Source organism: Azospirillum sp. CT11-132, from assembly GCF_047302835.1.
In the GTDB taxonomy this organism is placed as follows: Bacteria; Pseudomonadota; Alphaproteobacteria; order Azospirillales; family Azospirillaceae; genus Azospirillum.
Genome location: NZ_JBGLZA010000009.1, coordinates 575,459 through 591,886 on the forward strand (window position 1 = coordinate 575,459; position 16,428 = coordinate 591,886).

Consider the following 16,428-nt stretch of genomic DNA (forward strand, 5'->3'; position numbering starts at 1 on the left):
TCCGGGCTAAGCTGAGTGGGGCCGGTACAAGGCTCGTCGGCCGGGATTATACTCCGCCACCTCTCGGATAGCGAAGTGCCCATTGCCAAATCCGACATCATGCCGACTTGGCGATGTTGCGTTGAGTTCTGTCGCACCCATTCCGTGGATGGAGCTTGGTCATGAACAACGTTCGTTTCCTAGCCTCGGTGGCCATTGCAGCAACCCTCTTTTCAGGCCCTGCTTTCGCTCGCGATGTGACCATCCATCAGGCGGTCATCGGAGAAACCGACCAGAAGACGCAGGAGATCAGCACCGAGGACATGCGCCGCATCGTGTCGCAAGGGGGTGCAACCATCCTGGATACCCGTCCCCATGCCGAATTCGTGAACGGGCATATTCCCGGAGCGAACACTCTCAAAGGCCCCGCATCGGAAGCGGTTGCCGAGGTGGAGAAGCTGGTGGGCGGCGACAAGAGCAAGGCTTTGGTTCTCTACTGCAATGGGCCTTATTGCCAAGCCAGCCGGCGCATGGCCGCCCAACTGCTCGATGCCGGCTTCACGAACGTGCGCCGCTATCAGCTCGGCATGCCGGTCTGGCGAGCGCTCGGCGGCCCGACCGAAATCGACCTCGACGGAGTCCTGCGGATCTTCAGGAACGACCAGACCGCGGTCTTCCTCGACGCGCGGTCGGCCGAAGACTTCGGCAAGGGCAGCCTGCCGCGTGCACACAACCTCATGGCCGAGAATGCCGCGAAGGTCCAGGGGGCTCCCATGCCTCTCGACGACTTCAACACCCGGATCGTGTTGTTCGGCCGAGATGCGCAGCAGGCGCGGGAGCTTGCCGAAGCCCTGAGCAAGCGGCCATGGCACAACGTGTCGTATTTCGCCGGAACCTTCGAGTCCCTGAACGCCGCCGTCAAATGATCCATGAATTCAGTCAGCCGGCTTTCCGCTCGCCCACCGTGTCGGCGACATAGGCGTCGCGCCGGCCCATCGGGCGGGAGGCGCGGCCGTCGCGGTCGGTGGTGTCGCGGGCGGTCTGGTGCTCGATCTCCGCGTTCAGCTCCGCCCCCATCAGCACGACATAGGAGGTCAGGTTGAACCACAGCAGCAGGATCACGACGGCGCCGACCGAGCCGTAGGTCTCGTTGTAGCTGCCGAAGTTCGACACATAGACGGAAAAGCCCAGAGACCCCAGCAGCCAGACCACGGTCGCCACCGCCGACCCCCAGGTGACCCAGCGCCATCGCGGCTCGCGGCGGTCGGGGGCGTAGCGGTAGAACACGGCCAGCGCCAGCATGATCGTCACCGCCAGGATCGGCCAGCGGGCGAGGCTGGCGATCCGGCCGATCGGCGTGTCCTGCAGCCCGACGATGGCGATGGCGGCCGGGACGGCGACGATCAGCGCCATGGCAAGGATGACGAACAGCAGGCCCGCCACCGTCAGTCCCATCGACAGCATCGCCAACTTGAGGAAACCGCGCGTCTCCTTCTCGCCATAGGCGATGTTGAGCGCCGTCACCATCGAGTTGGTGCCGCGCGACGCGCTCCACAGGGTCAGCAGCAGGCCGAAGATCAGCCCGAAGCCCAGCCCCTGCGACGGGGCGGTCGCCACCTTGCGCGCCTGGTCGCTGACGATCGACAGCGCGTCCGGCGGCAGCAGGCTGCCCAACTGGTTCAATTGGGTCTCGATCATCGACGGATCGGCGACGAGGCCGTAGATCGACACCAGCGCCGCGACGGCGGGGAAGATGGCGAGCAGGGCGTAATAGGCGACGCCGGCCGCCAGCATCGACACATTGTCCTTGCTCTGCTCGTCCCACACCCGCAGCAGGATGTCCTTCCAGCCCTTCTTGGGGATGTCCGACGGGCTGTCCGCCGACCGGCCGCGGCCGTCCCCGCTCCCGTCATTGGCGGCGCGTCCGCCCGTGCGGTTCCGGTGCTCGTAGTAATGGCGTCGGCTCAGCCCCAGCATGCCCCGCCCTCCTCAGACCACGGCTTCGCGCAGCGCGCCGACGCGATGGCGCGCCGTTTCGATGGCGTGGAACTGGGCGCCGATGACGACCTGCAGATGGTCGTCCGGCGCATCGTGCAGGGCGTCGCGGAACAGCGACAGCGTGCCGTCCAGCCCGCCTTCCAGCCGGGCCAGCAGGTCGCCGCGCGCCCCGGGCCCGCCGGCCCCGGCCATCACGCTGCGGGCGCTGGCCTCTGCCAGTCCATGCATGGGCGACCAGACGCGCGTGCCGTCGCCGGCGGTCTCGATCCAGCCACCACCGGTGCGCAGTTCCGCATCCAGCGCCATGGCGCTGCGGTCGAGCTGGTCGGCCAGATCCTCCAGCCGGGCGGACAGGGCCGTATCGGCGATGGTCATGTCGGCGCGGCGGAAGGCTTCCGAGCCGTCGCGGCAGGCGGCGATCAGGTCGGTCAGCAGATGCCGGCTGCGCGGGTCGAGATGGCGGCCATGGGGATCGTAATCGTCGAACCCGGTGGTTGATTCCGGCGTGCGGGCGACCGCCACGGCAAGCCAGAGGGCGCCGACGCCCATCAGCGCCACCGGGATCGGGTTGGCGCGCACCGCGCGGGCGATGCGGCCGGACAGCCCGTCGCCGCCGCCCTGGATCACGTCGCGCACCACCTGCACCACGCCGCCGGACATCTGGCCGGGCGACAGTCGGAACTCGATCTCGTCGATCACCGAATCCATGCGGGCGCGGATCGACTGGATCTCGTGCTCGATCTCTTCCGGCCGGCGGCCCTGGGGCGATGTGGCTGTGGCGGTCGCATCGGACGGAGCGGCGGACGGAATGGCGTCGTTGTGATGGGTCATGCCGGGCGTCTCCTGTGGGGGCTGCCGGCTTGCAACACCAGGAGACGCCGATTGTTCCGGCTGTAGCGGTCCGGAACCCGCCCGATCAGGTCACATGCTGGGCGAAGGCCATGACCTCCATGCTGCCCTGCCAGATCATGCGGACGGCGACATAGACGATGACCACCAGACCCAGATAGGCGATCCAGTGGAAGCGGTTCAGCAGCCGCGCGATCACCGTCGCCGCGGCGCCCATCAGCGCCACCGACAGCAGAAGGCCGATGGCCAGCACCCACAGATGCTCGCGCGCCGCGCCCGCCACCGCCAGCACATTGTCGAGCGACATCGACACGTCGGCGATGATGACCTGCCGGATGGCGGCCCCCACCGGCTTGCCGCCCCCGGCGGGGGTGGGGACAGCGTCGTCGCCCTCCTCGCTCATCAGGGCGGCGGCCTCCGCCTCCTCGCGCTGGCTGCGCAATTCGCGGAACAGCTTCCAGCACACCCACAGCAGCAGCAACCCGCCGGCCAGCGTCAGCCCGATGACGTCCATCAGCCGGGTCGCCGCCAGCGCGAAGCCGATGCGCAGGACCACCGCGGCGGCGATGCCCCAGAAGATCACGCGGGCGCGTTTCTCCCGCGCCACCCCGGCGGCGGCCATGCCGACGACGATGGCGTTGTCACCGGCCAGCACCAGGTCGATGAACACCACCTGGGCAAGCGCGATCAATTCCGGAATCAGCGAGTCCACGGTCTGTCCGTCGATTTTCAGTTGAGGAGATGCGGGCGGGGGAGGCCTGCCCTATAGCGCGTGAACACGCGGCGGCGCAACCTTGTCTCCCGGCGCAGGTGGAAAAATGTCGCGGTCCCGCGTGGGTCCGCGGCTGAATGCGCAGCAAAAAGGCCGGACGGTTTCCCGCCCGGCCTTCCCCATGAACTTTGGGTCGCTAGGCCCCGGATCAGGCCAGCGCGGCCAGCGCCACGCCGCCCAAACCAATGGCGGCACCCAGGCCGCGCAGGGCCAATGCCGCCCCGCCGCCGCCGCGCAGCGACAGGGCCGCGGCGACGCCGGCGCCGTGCAGCAGCGCGGTCGCCAGCGCGAAGCCAAGGCCGTAGAGCAGCGGCTGCGCCGCCTCCGGCATCTCGGCGCCATGGGCATGGCCGTGGAAGACGGCGAACATCGCCACCACCGCCATCGACAGGTGCAGCGACAGGCGCGACTGCGCGGCGATCAGGGCGCCCAGCACGATCACCGACCCGGCGATCCCCAGCTCCACCGCCGGCAGCGCGATGCCCGCCATGCCCAGCAGGCCGCCGCCGATCATGGCGGTGACGAAGGCGGCCGGCAGCGCCCACAGGGCGGCACCGCCGCGCTGCGCCGCCCACAGCCCGACCGCGACCATCGCCAGCAGATGGTCCCAGCCGCCGACCGGATGCAGGAAGCCATGGGCGAAGCCGGCGTCATGGACGCCGACGGTGTGGGCGTTGGCGACCGCGGGCAGCACCAGCCCGGCCAGCAGCACGGCCGAGGCGAGGGAGAAACGTTTCATGGATCAGCATCCTCTGATGTCGTGTCGCGCTGTCGGAGCGAAGTTTAGCAGAAAGCGTCAGCCCGGCCATGGCCGGAACGGCGGTTCCGCCCCGCCGGATCTACGTCGTTTGACGCAGGTCAATGAGTTGCACCCCCGATCCGTCACGATGCGCTGCCCATTGCCACAGGAATCCTCGATGCCCACCGCCACGCTTCCCGGAGAGGGTTCGGTATCCGTCCGGCTGTGGCTCGACAGGGGTGAGGATGGGGGCCGCAAGGACGGCATGACCATCCGCCGGGCCGAGGTCGCCACCCGCCGCCCACGCGCCGTCGCCGCCCTGGTCGGCCGCAAGGCGGAGGAGGCTGTGCGGCTGGCGCCCCTGCTGTTCAGCCTGTGCGGCAGCGCCCAGGGGCTGGCCGTCGCCCGCGCCTGCGAGGCGGCGCTGGGCATCGACGCCACTCCCCACGAGACCGCCCGCGCCCTGCTGACCGATGCGGAGGCGCTGGACAGCCATGGCTGGCAGGCTGTGGTCGAATGGCCGGCGCGCCTCGGCGCCCCGCCCCGGCCGGCAGCCCTGCGCGATCTGCGGGCGGCGGTGTCGGCGATCATGCCGGCCCTCTATCCGGCCAAGGATGGGCTGCGGCCCGGCGGCGGCGTTCTGCGGCCGGACACGGCGGCCCTCCGGGATATCCTTATGCGGATAACCGGCTGGCTGGAGACGACCGTTTTCGCCGGTCCGCCGCCACGGGATGCCGACGACCTCGCCCGCTGGGCGGCAGGCGGCGGCAGCGACGCGGCGCGGCTGGCCGCCCGGCTGCTGTCGCCCGATTTGGCCGGCTGGGGCGCCTGCGGTGCACCACTGCTGATCGGGCGGTCGCCCCTCTGGTACGCGGCGGCGCTGAGCGGCGACCCGTCCTTTGCCGCCACCCCCCGGTACAAGGATGCCCCGGCCCTGACCGGACCGCTGGAACGGCAGGTCGACCATCCGCTGGTCGTCTCGGTAACGGAACGCTTCGGCGACGGGCTCGCCCGGCTGTTCGCGGCGCGGCTCGCCGATCTGGCGGAGCTGCCGCGGCGGATGGAGGCGGCCATCGCGGACCTTCGCCCCGCCGATCCCCCCGCTCCCGCCGCTGCCGGATCGTCGGGTCCTGGCGAGGGCTGCGGCGTGGCGGAAACGGCGCGCGGGCGATTGGCCCACTGGCTGCGGCTGGACGGCGACGGCCGGCTGGCCGAGGCCCGGATGGTGGCGCCGACCGACTGGAACTTCGCCGCCGACGGCCCGCTGGCGCGCGGCTTGGCGGGGGCCGAGGTGCGCGACCGCGACGACGCGGTGGACCGGGTGCATCTGCTGGTCGCGATGCTGGACCCCTGCGTCGCCTGCGGCATAGAAGTACACGAATGACGAGCGCTTGCCCAAGCCTGCGGGCAGGCCGATGATGGGCAGGGCGGACGGATTGCGGATCGAAGAGCGGGAGAGCGCGTGATGTGCACGGTTTGCGGATGCGGCGAGGGCGAGACCCGGATAGACGGCAAGGCCGCCGATGCCGAGCATGAGCATATCGGCCCCGACGGCAAGGTCTATCGCCACCATCATGGCGAGGCGCACCACCATGCCCATCACCACCATGCCCATCACCACCATGACGACACCCACGAGCATGTCGCCCCCGATGGCACGGTGTTCCGCCACAGCCATAACGACCATGGGCACACCCACGACCACCACCGTCCCGACCGTGCCGACGCCATCGACGGCGGCGCCGCGCTGAACCAGCCGCGGCTGGTCACCATCGAACGCGACATCCTGGCGAAGAACGACGGTCTGGCCGCCGTCAACCGCCGCCGCTTCGCCGAGCGCGGGGTGTTCGTGCTCAACCTGATGTCCAGCCCCGGATCGGGCAAGACCACCCTGCTGACCCGTAGCCTGACCGACCTGAAGGGCCGCTTCCCCGTCGCGGTGATCGAGGGCGACCAGCAGACCAGCTTCGACGCCGACCGCATCCGCGCCACCGGCACCCCGGCGGTGCAGGTCAACACCGGCAAGGGCTGCCACCTCGATGCCTCCATGGTGGCGCAGGCCGCCGACAAGCTGGCGGCCGAGGGCCAGTTCGCCGGGGACGGCGTGCTGTTCGTCGAGAATGTCGGCAATCTGGTCTGCCCCGCCGGTTTCGACCTGGGCGAGACCCATCGCGTGGTCGTGCTGTCGGTAACGGAGGGCGAGGACAAGCCCCTGAAATACCCGGACATGTTCGTCCGCGCCGACTTGCTGGTCGTCAACAAGATCGACCTGCTGCCGCACCTGACCTTCGACGTCGAGCGCATGATCGGCTACGCCCAGCGCCTGAACCCGTCGCTGGCGGTGATCCAGCTGTCGGCCACCACCGGCCAGGGGCTGGAGGAGTGGTACGACTGGATCGCCGACGGTCTGGCGGAGGCCCGCGCCTCCCACACCGCTTCCGCCGCCGTCTGACCGAAGGATCGCCGCCATGTGCCTCGCCGTCCCCGCCCTGGTCACCGCCCTGCTGCCCGACGACCGCGCCACCGTCAGCCTGGGCGGCGTCACCTCGACCTGCTCGCTGGAGCTGGTGGAGGACGTCGCCGTCGGCGATTATGTGATCGTCCATGTCGGCTACGCCCTGTCCCGCCTGGACGCCGAGGAGGCCGAGTGCACGCTGGCCCTGCTGGCCGAAGTCGCTGACGCCGAAGCCGCGGCCTGACGCAAGCGCAGCCCCTCCCCCACACATCCGCCGACCACCCGGACCCCCGCCATGACCGACCGCCGCCTCTTCACCCGCAAGCTCGACATCGCCCGCGGGGCGGTGGACATGACCCACGGGTCGGGCGGCAAGGCGATGGCGCAGCTGGTGCGCGAGCTGTTCGCCGCCGCCTTCGCCAACCCGTATCTCGACCAGGGCAACGACCAGGCCGCCTTCGACGTGCCGGGCGGGCGCATGGTGATGACGACCGACGGCTTCGTCGTCTCGCCGCTGTTCTTCCCCGGCGGCGACATCGGCTCGCTGGCGGTCCACGGCACGGTGAACGACGTCGCCATGGCCGGCGCCGTGCCGCTGCACCTGACCGCCGGTTTCATCATCGAGGAAGGCTTCCCGCTCGCGGACCTGAAGCGGGTGGTCGACAGCATGGCCGCCGCGGCGCGCGAGGCCGGGGTCGCCATCGTGTCGGGCGACACCAAGGTGGTGGAGCGCGGCAAGGGCGACGGCCTCTTCATCACCACCACCGGCATCGGCATGGTGCCGCCGGGCGTCGCCCCCTCGGGTGACCGGGCGCGGCCGGGCGACGTCATCCTGGTCAGCGGCACCATGGGCGACCATGGCGTCGCCATCATGTCGACCCGCGACAATCTGGGCTTCGAGACGGCGATCCTGTCCGACAGCGCGGCGCTGAACGGGCTGGTCGCGGCGATGGTGGCGGCGGTGCCGGACGTGCATGTGCTGCGCGACCCCACCCGCGGCGGGCTGGCGACGACGCTGAACGAGATCGCCCACCAGTCCGGCGTCGGCATGCGGCTGCGCGAATCGGACATTCCGGTGCGGGCGCAGGTCGCGGCGGCCTGCGAATTGTTGGGACTCGACCCGCTTTACGCCGCCAACGAAGGTAAGCTGATCGCGATCTGCGCCGAGGAGGAGTGCGACCGTCTGCTCTCCGTCATGCGCGATCACCCGCTGGGACGGGATGCCGCCCGCATCGGATGTGTGGTGGAAGACCCCCACCGCTTCGTTCAAATGGAGACCCGCTTCGGCGGCCGCCGGATCGTGGATTGGCTGACCGGGGAACAGCTTCCCCGGATCTGCTGACCCGTACCGGCGGGCTAACTCACCCTTTCCAATCGCACCGCCCCTTTGGCGGGACCCCTTTCGCGCGCTGGCCGTTGCCTCTCTCGGATGGTCCTATGCTCTGACCCGAGACGATCAGCGACGAGAGAATATAATGGCGTTGTCCAACATCGCCCTTCTGGGCGCTCCCCGTCTGGACCCCGGCCGGATGGCCGGGACCCGGTCGGCGATGCAGGCGATGGACCGGCTTCCCGGTTGCCCACCCTTGCACAGGCACCGCGTGAAACGCGCGTTCGACATCGTCGGCTCGCTGGGTCTGCTTGCCGTTTTCGGGCCGTTGATGCTCGTGCTCGCCTGGATGGTGGCGCGCGACGGCGGCCCGGCGGTGTTCGGCCACCGGCGCATCGGCGCCGACGGGCGTCCCTTCACCTGCCTGAAATTCCGCTCCATGGTGGTCAACTCGGCCGAGGTGCTGGAACGGCTGCTCGCCACCGACGGGACGGCGCGCGCCGAATGGCTGGCGACGCGCAAGCTGCGCAACGATCCCCGCATCACCCCGGTCGGCCGTTTCCTGCGCAAATCGAGCCTGGACGAGCTGCCGCAGCTCATCAACGTCCTGCGCGGCGACATGAGCCTGGTCGGCCCCCGCCCGATCATCGACGACGAGGTGTCCTACTATCACGCCTGCTTCCCCTTCTACACCCGCTGCCGCCCCGGCCTGACCGGGCTGTGGCAGGTCAGCGGCCGCAGCGACGTCGATTACGTGCGCCGCGTCCAGCTCGACACCGCCTATGTCGTCGGCTGGAACTTCTGGGCCGACATCGGCATCATGCTGCGCACCGTGCGGGTCGTGGTGAAGGGCAGTGGCGCCTACTGACGCCCGCCCCCTCTGAAAGCGTTCATCCGTTCGAATAGGTCGCGCGCTCCCTCGGGGCGCGCGACATCGCCGTTTGCGCACCCTATCTCTGGAGTCCGCCCTCTTGCGCGGTTCGGCCGATCCACCCCGGGCATGACCCTCTTGCCGAAATCGGGATGGATTTTGAGAATGGGCGGACGACGTGCTAGGGTCGCGGCAACCGGCGAAACACTGGTATAAGTGAACGATGCGCGTAAGACCGCCGGCCGGATCGGCCAGTCAAGAGGGTCCAAGGATGGCGAAGCTGCTGGCTGCCTTGCTGCTGATGATGGTGGCGATCGGGCCCGCCTGCGCCGTGGCGCCCACCAGCCGTGCCGACACCGTGGCGGCCCTCGACCGCTACCGGACGGATTTCGCCAAGATCCGCGGCTATGGATCGCTGTCCACCGCCGACCGCAACTACGTCCTCTTCTCCGACGCCATGCGCCGCGTCCTGACGGAGCATGTGAAGGCCTATGATCCGCAGGTGCTGATCGACAAGGCCGAGGACGGGCTGAAGAAGAAGAAGGCGGAGAACCCGAAGGCCAGCGACCGCATGCTGACCGAAGCGGCGCTGGACAGCATGCTGGGCTCGCTCGATCCCTATTCCAGCTTCCTCGACGCCGAGCGCTACCGCTATCTGCGCGAACAGACGCAGGGCGAGTTCGGCGGGCTCGGCATCGAGGTGACGATGGACGAGGAAAGCGGCCTGATCAAGGTCGTCTCCCCCATCGACGGCTCGCCCGCCGCCCGCGCCGGCCTGCGCAGCGGCGACCTGATCGCCCGCATCGACGACATGGCGGTGAAGGGGCTGAACCTGCACGACGCCGTCGCCCGCATGCGCGGCCCCGTCGGCAGCTCCGTCGCCCTGTCGATCCGCCGCCCGCCCTCGACCGAGGCCAACACCCGCGTCTCGCTGACCCGCGCCATCGTGAAGATCCAGCCGGTGCGCTACCGGCTGGAGGGCAACGTCGCCTATGTCCGCATCGCCACCTTCAACCAGTCGACCTCCACGGCGCTGGACGCGGCGATCGAGACGATGCGCCGGCAGGCGAAGGGCCGGCTGACCGGCGCCGTCATCGACCTGCGCAACAACCCCGGCGGCCTGCTGGAGCAGGCGGTGCAGGTGGCCGACCGCTTCCTGGAGACGGTGGACATCGTCTCCGTCCGCGGCCGCGATCCGGAGGAATCCCGCAACTACCGCGGCACCCCCGGCGACCTGCTGGCCGGGCTGCCGGTGGTGGTGCTGATCAACAGCGGCTCGGCCTCGGCGTCGGAGATCGTGGCGGGCGCCCTGCAGGACCATCACCGGGCGCTGCTGTTCGGCTCCCGCTCCTACGGCAAGGGGTCGGTGCAGACGATTTCCTCGCTCAGCGTCGACACCGGCATCCGCCTGACCACCGCCCGCTACTATCGCCCGTCGGGGGCGCTGGTGGATTGCTTCGGCGTCTCGCCGAACCTGGAGGTCAAGCCGACCCACGGCAGCACCGAGGAAACCCACCCCGACCCCGCCACCTGCGACTCCAACGCCCCGGTCCCGCCGAAGCCGCAGGTGTGGCTGGCCCAGGACATGTGCCCCGACGTGATGGACAAGGCCCCCAAGCCCGACGACGACCGCCCGCTGGAATGCGCCGTCTCCGCCATCCGCAACCGCCTGACCGGAACCTTGGCCGGCGGGGAGTAAATCTCCCTCTCCCGCCTCTCGCACAAACTTCGTTTGTGCTGACAGCGTCAGGCGGATCGAAGATCCGCTGAGAGCCCCGGGAGAGGGAAGGGGCCCATGCGGAGCATGGGAAGGGTGAGGGGTCATCCAAGGAACCATGCGGTTCGGGATTCTTGCCCTACCCCTCACCCTCCCCGCCTTCGGCGGGTCCCCTCCCTCTCCCGAGGCGGGAGAGGGCGTTTTCCTACCCCACGAACCCCGCATCCATCACCCGCGTCTCCACCGTCCAGCCGGTGCCATGCGCCGCGATGGCGGCGATGGTGCCGGGCAGCACCCGGCGGTCGAACAGGCTCCAGTCGGCCGGCACGCCGACATCCCCGCGCAGACGCCCGTCGATCTCCAGCAGCGCCGGCGGCGCGCCGGGCGTCACCTCCACCGCGAACTGGTCGAGCGGCATCGACAGCCCGACGCCGGCCGCCTTGATGAAGGCCTCCTTCCGGGTCCAGGCCAGCAGGAAGCCCTCGTCCCTCTGCTCCGGACCCAGCGTCTGCAAGGCGGCGCGCTCGGTCGCGTGGAAGAAGCGGTCGGCGATGCCGTCGGCGCTTTCGATCGGGCGCAACCGCTCGATGTCGACGCCGATCCGCCCCTCCGCCGCCACGGCGATGGCCAGAGAATCCTCGCTGTCGCTGAGGTTGAAGGCCGGGCCGCCGGCCAGCGCCGGCTTGCCGTGCGTGCCGTAATCGAAGACCAGCCCCGCCGGATCGCGGCCGGTGCAGCGCCCCAGCAGCAGCCGCAGCAGCCCGCGCCGCAGGATGAAGCGCTCGGTCAGCCGTTCCATCATGAAGCGGTCGGCGCGCTCCACCTCGTCGTCCGACAGCAGGGCTCGCATCGCCGCCTTCTGCTCCGACAAGCCTGCCAGATCGGCGAACCAGACGCGGACGACTCCGGGCGCCAGGACATAGTCGCCGGCGCCCCCCGTTGCGGTCCCGGCTGCGGGCATTGTGATGCTCCCGTCATGCATCGGACAGCGATCCTCCCTCTCAATTTAGCGTCATGGCTCCGGCAGGGGTTTCGGGTATCATGCGCGCCTCTCGCATCCGCCCCTGCATCCGGACCAGGATCCCATGGTTGACACCGCCCTGCTCGCCCCGCACCTGACCAACGTTCTTCGCGACGCCTTCATCCCGGAGCTGCCCAATCATTACCGCGGCAAGGTGCGTGAAAACTACGACCTTCCCGACGGGCGGCGGATCCTGATCACCACCGACCGTCTGTCGGCCTTCGACCGCATCCTGACCGCCATCCCCTTCAAGGGACAGGTGCTGACCCAGACCGCCCGCTTCTGGTTCGAGGCGACGAAGGACATCTGCGCCAACCACGTGCTGGAATACCCCGACCCCAACGTGGTGGTGGCGAAGCGGCTGACCATCATGCCGGTCGAGGTCGTGGTCCGCGATTACATGGCCGGCACCACCGGCACCTCGATCTGGTCGATGTACAAGCAGGGCCGGCGCGAGATGTACGGCCACATCTTCCCCGACGGGCTGCGCCAGAACCAGAGGCTGGAAACCCCTATCATCACGCCGACCACCAAGGCCTTCGACGCCGGCCATGACGAGGAGCTGACCGCGGCCGAGATCGTGGGCCGCAACCTGCTGACCCGCGCCCAGTGGGACGAGGTGTCGGACAAGGCGCTGGCGCTGTTCGCCCGCGGCCAGAAGATGGCGGCGGAGCGCGGCCTGATCCTGGTCGACACCAAGTACGAGTTCGGCTTCGACGAGGACGGCAACATCCTGCTGGCCGACGAGATCCACACCCCCGACAGCTCGCGCTACTGGTTCGCCGGCAGCTATCAGGAGCGGTTCGAGACCGGCGGGAAGCCGGAAAGCTTCGACAAGGACTTCGTCCGCAACTGGGTCGTCGCCCGCTGCGATCCCTACACCCAGGACATCCCGGAGATCCCCGGCGAGGTGGTTCTGGAAGCGGCCCGCGTCTACATCGAAGCCGGCGAGACCATCACCGGCCGTCCGTTCGAGGTGCCGGCCACCGCCGTGCCGATCCTCGACCGCATCCGCGCCAACTTGGCGCCCTACTTCACCAAGTAAGCGGGAGCGGGCTCCATGCGCGTCGCCGTCCTCGACGATTACCAGGGGGTCGCCCGCGACCTCGCCGACTGGTCGCAGTTGCCGCCGGGCAGCGACCTGACGGTCTTCGAGCAGCCGCTCGGCGATATGGACGCGGTGGCGGCGGCGCTGGAGCCCTTCGACGTGCTGGTCATCATGCGGGAACGCACGCCGTTCCCCGCCGCGCTGATCGACCGGCTGCCGAACCTGAAGCTGCTGGTCACCACCGGCGCCCGCAACAACGCCATCGACCTGAAGGCCTGCGCCGCCCGTGGCATCCCCGTCAGCGGCACCCGCATGGTCGGCGCGCCGACGGCGGAGCTGACCTGGGGCCTGATCCTGGCGCTGGCCAAGCGCATCCCGGCCGAAGAGCGCGCCCTGCGCGAAGGCCGCTGGCAGACCGGCCTGACCGGCGATCTCGGGGCCAAGCGGCTGGGGCTGGTCGGCGTCGGCAAGCTCGGCAGCAAGGTCGCCAAGGTGGGTCAGGCCTTCGGCATGGAGGTGGTGGCCTGGAGCCCCAACCTGACCGATGAGCGCGCCGCCGAGGCCGGCGTGACCCGCGTGGAAAAGCGCGACCTGTTCGCCACCGCCGACGTGGTCAGCGTCCATCTGGTGCTGAGCGAGCGCACCCGCGGCGTGGTGGGGGCGGCGGAGATCGGCGCGATGAAGCCGACCGCCTTCCTCGTCAACACCTCGCGCGCCGGGCTGGTGGACGAGGCGGCGCTGGTCCATGCGCTGCGCCACGGCCATATCGGCGGCGCCGGCATCGATGTCTTCCCCATCGAGCCTCTGCCGAAAGACAGCCTTTGGCTTGACCTTCCCAACACCGTGCTGACGCCCCATCTCGGCTACGTGACGCGGGAGAATTACGCGGTGTTCTACCGCGACGCCCTGGAGGACATCCTGGCCTGGACGGCCGGCTCACCGGTGCGGCTGCTCTCTCCCGCCTGAACGGGCAACAGGGATGGAGGGTGCGGGTGAGCCGGAACGAGGGTATCGCAGGCGGGAGTAGAAACGGGTTCTGGGCGAAGCTGAGCCGGCACCAGTTGGGCATGCTCGTCAGCCTCTCGGCCATCGCCGGCCTGCTGTTCGGGTTCGTCGAGCTGGCCGGCGAGGTGATGGAGGGCGAGACCACCGCCTTCGACAAGCACATCCTGCTGGCGCTCCGCGATCCGTTGAACCCAGACCTGCCCGGCGGCCCCTGGTGGCTGGCCCGGATGGCGCGCGACATCACCTCGCTCGGCAGCACCACCATTCTCGCCATCCTGACCGCCGCCACGCTGGGCTTCCTGCTGCTTCTGCACAAGCGGGCGGCGGCCCTGCTGGTGCTGGTGGCGGTCGGCGGCGGCGGGGCGCTCAGCACCGTGCTGAAGATGCTGTTCGACCGCGCCCGGCCCGATCTGGTGCCGCACGGCGATCAGGTGATCTCCGCCAGCTTCCCCAGCGGCCACGCCATGCAATCGGCCGTCGTCTACCTGACGCTGGGCGCCCTGCTGACCCAGTTCGTCGAGGGCCGGCGGACCAAGGCCTATCTGCTGAGCTGGGCGATGGTGCTGACCCTCATCATCGGGGCGAGCCGCGTCTATCTCGGCGTCCACTGGCCGACCGACGTTCTGGCGGGCTGGAGCGTCGGCGCCGCCTGGGCGGCGCTGTGCTGGATGGTCGCCGAATGGCTGCAGCGCCGCGGCGCGGTGGAGCAGGACCGGCCGGAGGTCACCGCAGGGCGCTGATCCGGGTGCGTCGCACAAAAGGTTAACAAGCGGCTTGAATACGGACGCTTGCCCGCCGATAGTGTCGACCCTACCCCTTTCGGATCAGGCCGCACCATGCCTCAGGGCACCCTCGACCGCGAAACCCTTGAAGCCGTCGGCGTCCTCGCCCGCGCGGTGGAGCGCGAGCGGGTGCCCGGCGTCCTGGAATGCCGCCTGCTGGCGAACGCGCTGAAACGCACCCTGGACAGCGGCCGGGAACGCGAGCTGACCGAGGCGTCGCGCGTGTTCCGCACGCTGGATGTGGACCTGCGCGAACGCATCGTCGCCCGCGCGCGGGTGGAAGCGCAGCAGACCCGTGCCCAGGCGAAGGCCGCCGCGACGCAGGACAGCGCCATCGACCGGGAGGAGGTCACGCAGGAGATTCCGGCGCTGCCCGCCTGGCGTGTCTCCGAACCGAAGGGCCGTGAACAGAAAGGCCGGGCCGGCACCAATTTCCTGGCCGCCCTGAATGGCCTGCGCCCGGCGGCCACCACCGGCTCCAATGCCGGCTCCAGCAGGGGCGCGGCCCGTGACCGCCTGCGCGCCGCCGTCGATTCCCAGCGCCGCGTCGGCCAGCGGGCGGAACCGACGCTGGACTGAGGGGCGCCGCAGAGTCAGCGGATGAAGAACTGGACCGGGACCACCAGTTCGATGCGGTCCTTCGCCATCTCCTCCGGCGGGGCCGGCAGGGGGGAGGCGCGGCGGACCATCTCCACCGTCTCCTCGTCCAGCGACGGCACGCCGGAACTGCGGTCGAGCCGGACCGACAGCACATTCCCGTCGCGGTCGATGGTGAAGCGGACCTGGGCGACCCCTTCCTGCCGGCGGGCCTGGGCGGCGCGCGGATAGCGCTTGTGCCGTTCCAGATGGCTCAGCAGCCGTCCCTGCCAGCTCGGCACCGCCCGGCTGGGCGCGGCCGACGGGGCCGGTGCCGCCGGTGCGGGAGCCGGAGCAGGCGCCGGCGGAGCGGCCACAGGGGCCGGCTGCACCGGCTGGGCCACCGGCCGGGGCGGCTTCGGCTTCTCCAGTTTGGGCTTTTCCGGTTTGGGTTTCGGCTTCGGCGGTTCAGGCGGCGGCTTTGGCAACACCACTTCCGGCTCGACCACGGGGGGCGGTTCCGGTGGCGGCGGTTCCTCGACCACCGGTTCGGGCTCCGGCGGCGGTTCGGGTTCGATCACCGGCTCCGGCATCGGTTCCGGCAGGGGAATGTCGATGGCCGGCGTCGGCTCCGGCGGCGCCACCGGCAGCGGCGCCAGTTCCAGCAGCACGGCCGGCGGATCGGCTTCCGACGGCGTGATCGGCACATGCCAGGCGACCATCGCCACGCCGGCCGCAGCATGGACGCCCAAGGCCAGCATCAGGCTGCCGCCCCAGCGGAAAGCCCCGCGCGCCGGACGCTCCGCCCCGTCGGCGGACCATCCCCCCACTGCTTCCTGGTCGAAGGCCGCACTCATGGCGCCGGCGCCGCTTCCAGCCCGACGAGGCCGATCTTCAGGTAACCGGCGGCGCGCAGGCTGTTCATCACCTCGGTCAGGGCGCCGTAATCGACGGTCTTGTCGGCGCGCAGGAAGACGCGCTGGGTCTTGTCGCCATGGGTGGCGGCGTCCAGCGCCGCGCCCAGGGCCTCTCTGGTCGTCGTGGTCTCGCCCAGCGACAGCGTCTTGTCGGCCTGGATGGTCAGGAACAGCGGCTTGTCCGGCCGCGGCGTCGGCGTGGCGGTGGAGGCCGGCAGGTCGACCGGCACATCCACCGTCGCCAGCGGGGCCGCGACCATGAAGATGATCAGCAGGACGAGGACGACGTCGATGAAGGGCGTGACGTTGATCTCATGGGTTTCGGTCAGATCGTCGTCGCTGCCGCTGGAGCCGAGGCGCGCACCCATC

General features: G+C 69.9%; 18 protein-coding genes. 11 read left to right on the forward strand and 7 right to left on the reverse strand.

Annotation, left to right across the window (positions count from 1 at the left end; translation table 11 throughout):
* Positions 1–161: 161 nt before the first annotated feature.
* Entirely contained in the window at positions 162–905 is a 744-nt protein-coding gene (locus tag ACCD06_RS34355; protein ID WP_413346947.1) for a rhodanese-like domain-containing protein, read from the forward strand.
* A 13-nt stretch (positions 906–918) separates the two neighbouring features.
* Here the strand turns inward: ACCD06_RS34355 and ACCD06_RS34360 are convergent, their stop codons facing one another.
* From ACCD06_RS34360 to ACCD06_RS34375, 4 genes are all read right to left on the reverse strand, one after another.
* A complete protein-coding gene (locus tag ACCD06_RS34360) occupies positions 919–1,956 on the reverse strand; it encodes a YihY/virulence factor BrkB family protein (RefSeq protein WP_413346949.1) in 1,038 nt (345 codons plus the stop codon).
* A 12-nt stretch (positions 1,957–1,968) separates the two neighbouring features.
* Positions 1,969–2,808, reverse strand: coding sequence for a DUF3618 domain-containing protein (locus ACCD06_RS34365; RefSeq protein WP_109076492.1), 840 nt, complete (start codon positions 2,806–2,808; stop codon positions 1,969–1,971).
* An 85-nt stretch (positions 2,809–2,893) separates the two neighbouring features.
* Positions 2,894–3,538 carry a YjbE family putative metal transport protein gene (locus ACCD06_RS34370; protein ID WP_413346951.1) on the reverse strand — a complete coding sequence of 215 codons (645 nt, stop codon included), beginning with the start codon at positions 3,536–3,538 and terminating at the stop codon, positions 2,894–2,896.
* A gap of 208 nt (positions 3,539–3,746) precedes the next feature.
* Positions 3,747–4,337, reverse strand: coding sequence for a HupE/UreJ family protein (locus tag ACCD06_RS34375; protein ID WP_413346953.1), 591 nt, complete (start codon positions 4,335–4,337; stop codon positions 3,747–3,749).
* 178 nt (positions 4,338–4,515) lie between these two features.
* On the opposite strand from ACCD06_RS34375, the gene ACCD06_RS34380 reads away from it, so the two are divergent.
* From ACCD06_RS34380 to ACCD06_RS34405, 6 genes are all read left to right on the forward strand, one after another.
* Positions 4,516–5,721 (forward strand): nickel-dependent hydrogenase large subunit, encoded by a 1,206-nt coding sequence (locus tag ACCD06_RS34380; RefSeq protein ID WP_413346955.1) that lies wholly within the window; start codon positions 4,516–4,518, stop codon positions 5,719–5,721.
* Positions 5,722–5,802: 81 nt separating this feature from the next.
* Entirely contained in the window at positions 5,803–6,789 is a 987-nt protein-coding gene (gene hypB / locus ACCD06_RS34385) for a hydrogenase nickel incorporation protein HypB (protein ID WP_413346957.1), read from the forward strand.
* A 16-nt stretch (positions 6,790–6,805) separates the two neighbouring features.
* Positions 6,806–7,036, forward strand: a complete 231-nt coding sequence (locus ACCD06_RS34390; protein WP_413346959.1) for a HypC/HybG/HupF family hydrogenase formation chaperone — start codon at positions 6,806–6,808, stop codon at positions 7,034–7,036.
* Between the two features lie 51 nt (positions 7,037–7,087).
* Positions 7,088–8,134 carry a hydrogenase expression/formation protein HypE gene (gene hypE / locus ACCD06_RS34395; protein WP_413346961.1) on the forward strand — a complete coding sequence of 349 codons (1,047 nt, stop codon included), beginning with the start codon at positions 7,088–7,090 and terminating at the stop codon, positions 8,132–8,134.
* Positions 8,135–8,267: 133 nt separating this feature from the next.
* A complete protein-coding gene (locus ACCD06_RS34400) occupies positions 8,268–8,990 on the forward strand; it encodes a sugar transferase (protein ID WP_413346963.1) in 723 nt (240 codons plus the stop codon).
* Between the two features lie 274 nt (positions 8,991–9,264).
* Entirely contained in the window at positions 9,265–10,692 is a 1,428-nt protein-coding gene (locus tag ACCD06_RS34405) for a S41 family peptidase (protein ID WP_136701242.1), read from the forward strand.
* A gap of 223 nt (positions 10,693–10,915) precedes the next feature.
* On the opposite strand, the gene ACCD06_RS34410 is transcribed toward ACCD06_RS34405, so the two are convergent.
* Positions 10,916–11,671: a 4'-phosphopantetheinyl transferase family protein gene (locus ACCD06_RS34410; protein WP_413346965.1), complete on the reverse strand. Its 756-nt coding sequence runs from the start codon at positions 11,669–11,671 to the stop codon at positions 10,916–10,918.
* 124 nt (positions 11,672–11,795) lie between these two features.
* Between ACCD06_RS34410 and ACCD06_RS34415 the strand changes: the two genes are divergently transcribed.
* The 4 genes from ACCD06_RS34415 (at position 11,796) to ACCD06_RS34430 (ending at position 15,145) form a co-directional block, all read left to right on the forward strand.
* The gene (locus ACCD06_RS34415; RefSeq protein WP_109076483.1) at positions 11,796–12,776 is read left to right on the forward strand and encodes a phosphoribosylaminoimidazolesuccinocarboxamide synthase; all 981 of its coding nucleotides are present in this window, start codon (positions 11,796–11,798) and stop codon (positions 12,774–12,776) included.
* A gap of 15 nt (positions 12,777–12,791) precedes the next feature.
* Complete coding sequence (locus ACCD06_RS34420; RefSeq protein WP_109076482.1) at positions 12,792–13,745, forward strand: D-2-hydroxyacid dehydrogenase family protein; 954 nt, start codon at positions 12,792–12,794, stop codon at positions 13,743–13,745.
* A gap of 101 nt (positions 13,746–13,846) precedes the next feature.
* On the forward strand, positions 13,847–14,524 hold the full coding sequence (locus ACCD06_RS34425; RefSeq protein ID WP_109076481.1) for a phosphatase PAP2 family protein: 678 nt from the start codon (positions 13,847–13,849) through the stop codon (positions 14,522–14,524).
* Between the two features lie 96 nt (positions 14,525–14,620).
* The gene (locus ACCD06_RS34430) at positions 14,621–15,145 is read left to right on the forward strand and encodes a hypothetical protein (RefSeq protein ID WP_109076480.1); all 525 of its coding nucleotides are present in this window, start codon (positions 14,621–14,623) and stop codon (positions 15,143–15,145) included.
* 14 nt (positions 15,146–15,159) lie between these two features.
* Here the strand turns inward: ACCD06_RS34430 and ACCD06_RS34435 are convergent, their stop codons facing one another.
* Positions 15,160–15,999, reverse strand: coding sequence for an energy transducer TonB (locus ACCD06_RS34435; protein ID WP_109076479.1), 840 nt, complete (start codon positions 15,997–15,999; stop codon positions 15,160–15,162).
* Positions 15,996–16,427, reverse strand: coding sequence for a TonB system transport protein ExbD (gene exbD / locus ACCD06_RS34440; protein ID WP_109076478.1), 432 nt, complete (start codon positions 16,425–16,427; stop codon positions 15,996–15,998). Before exbD ends, ACCD06_RS34435 begins: the two co-directional genes overlap by 4 nt.
* Position 16,428: the final 1 nt, after the last annotated feature.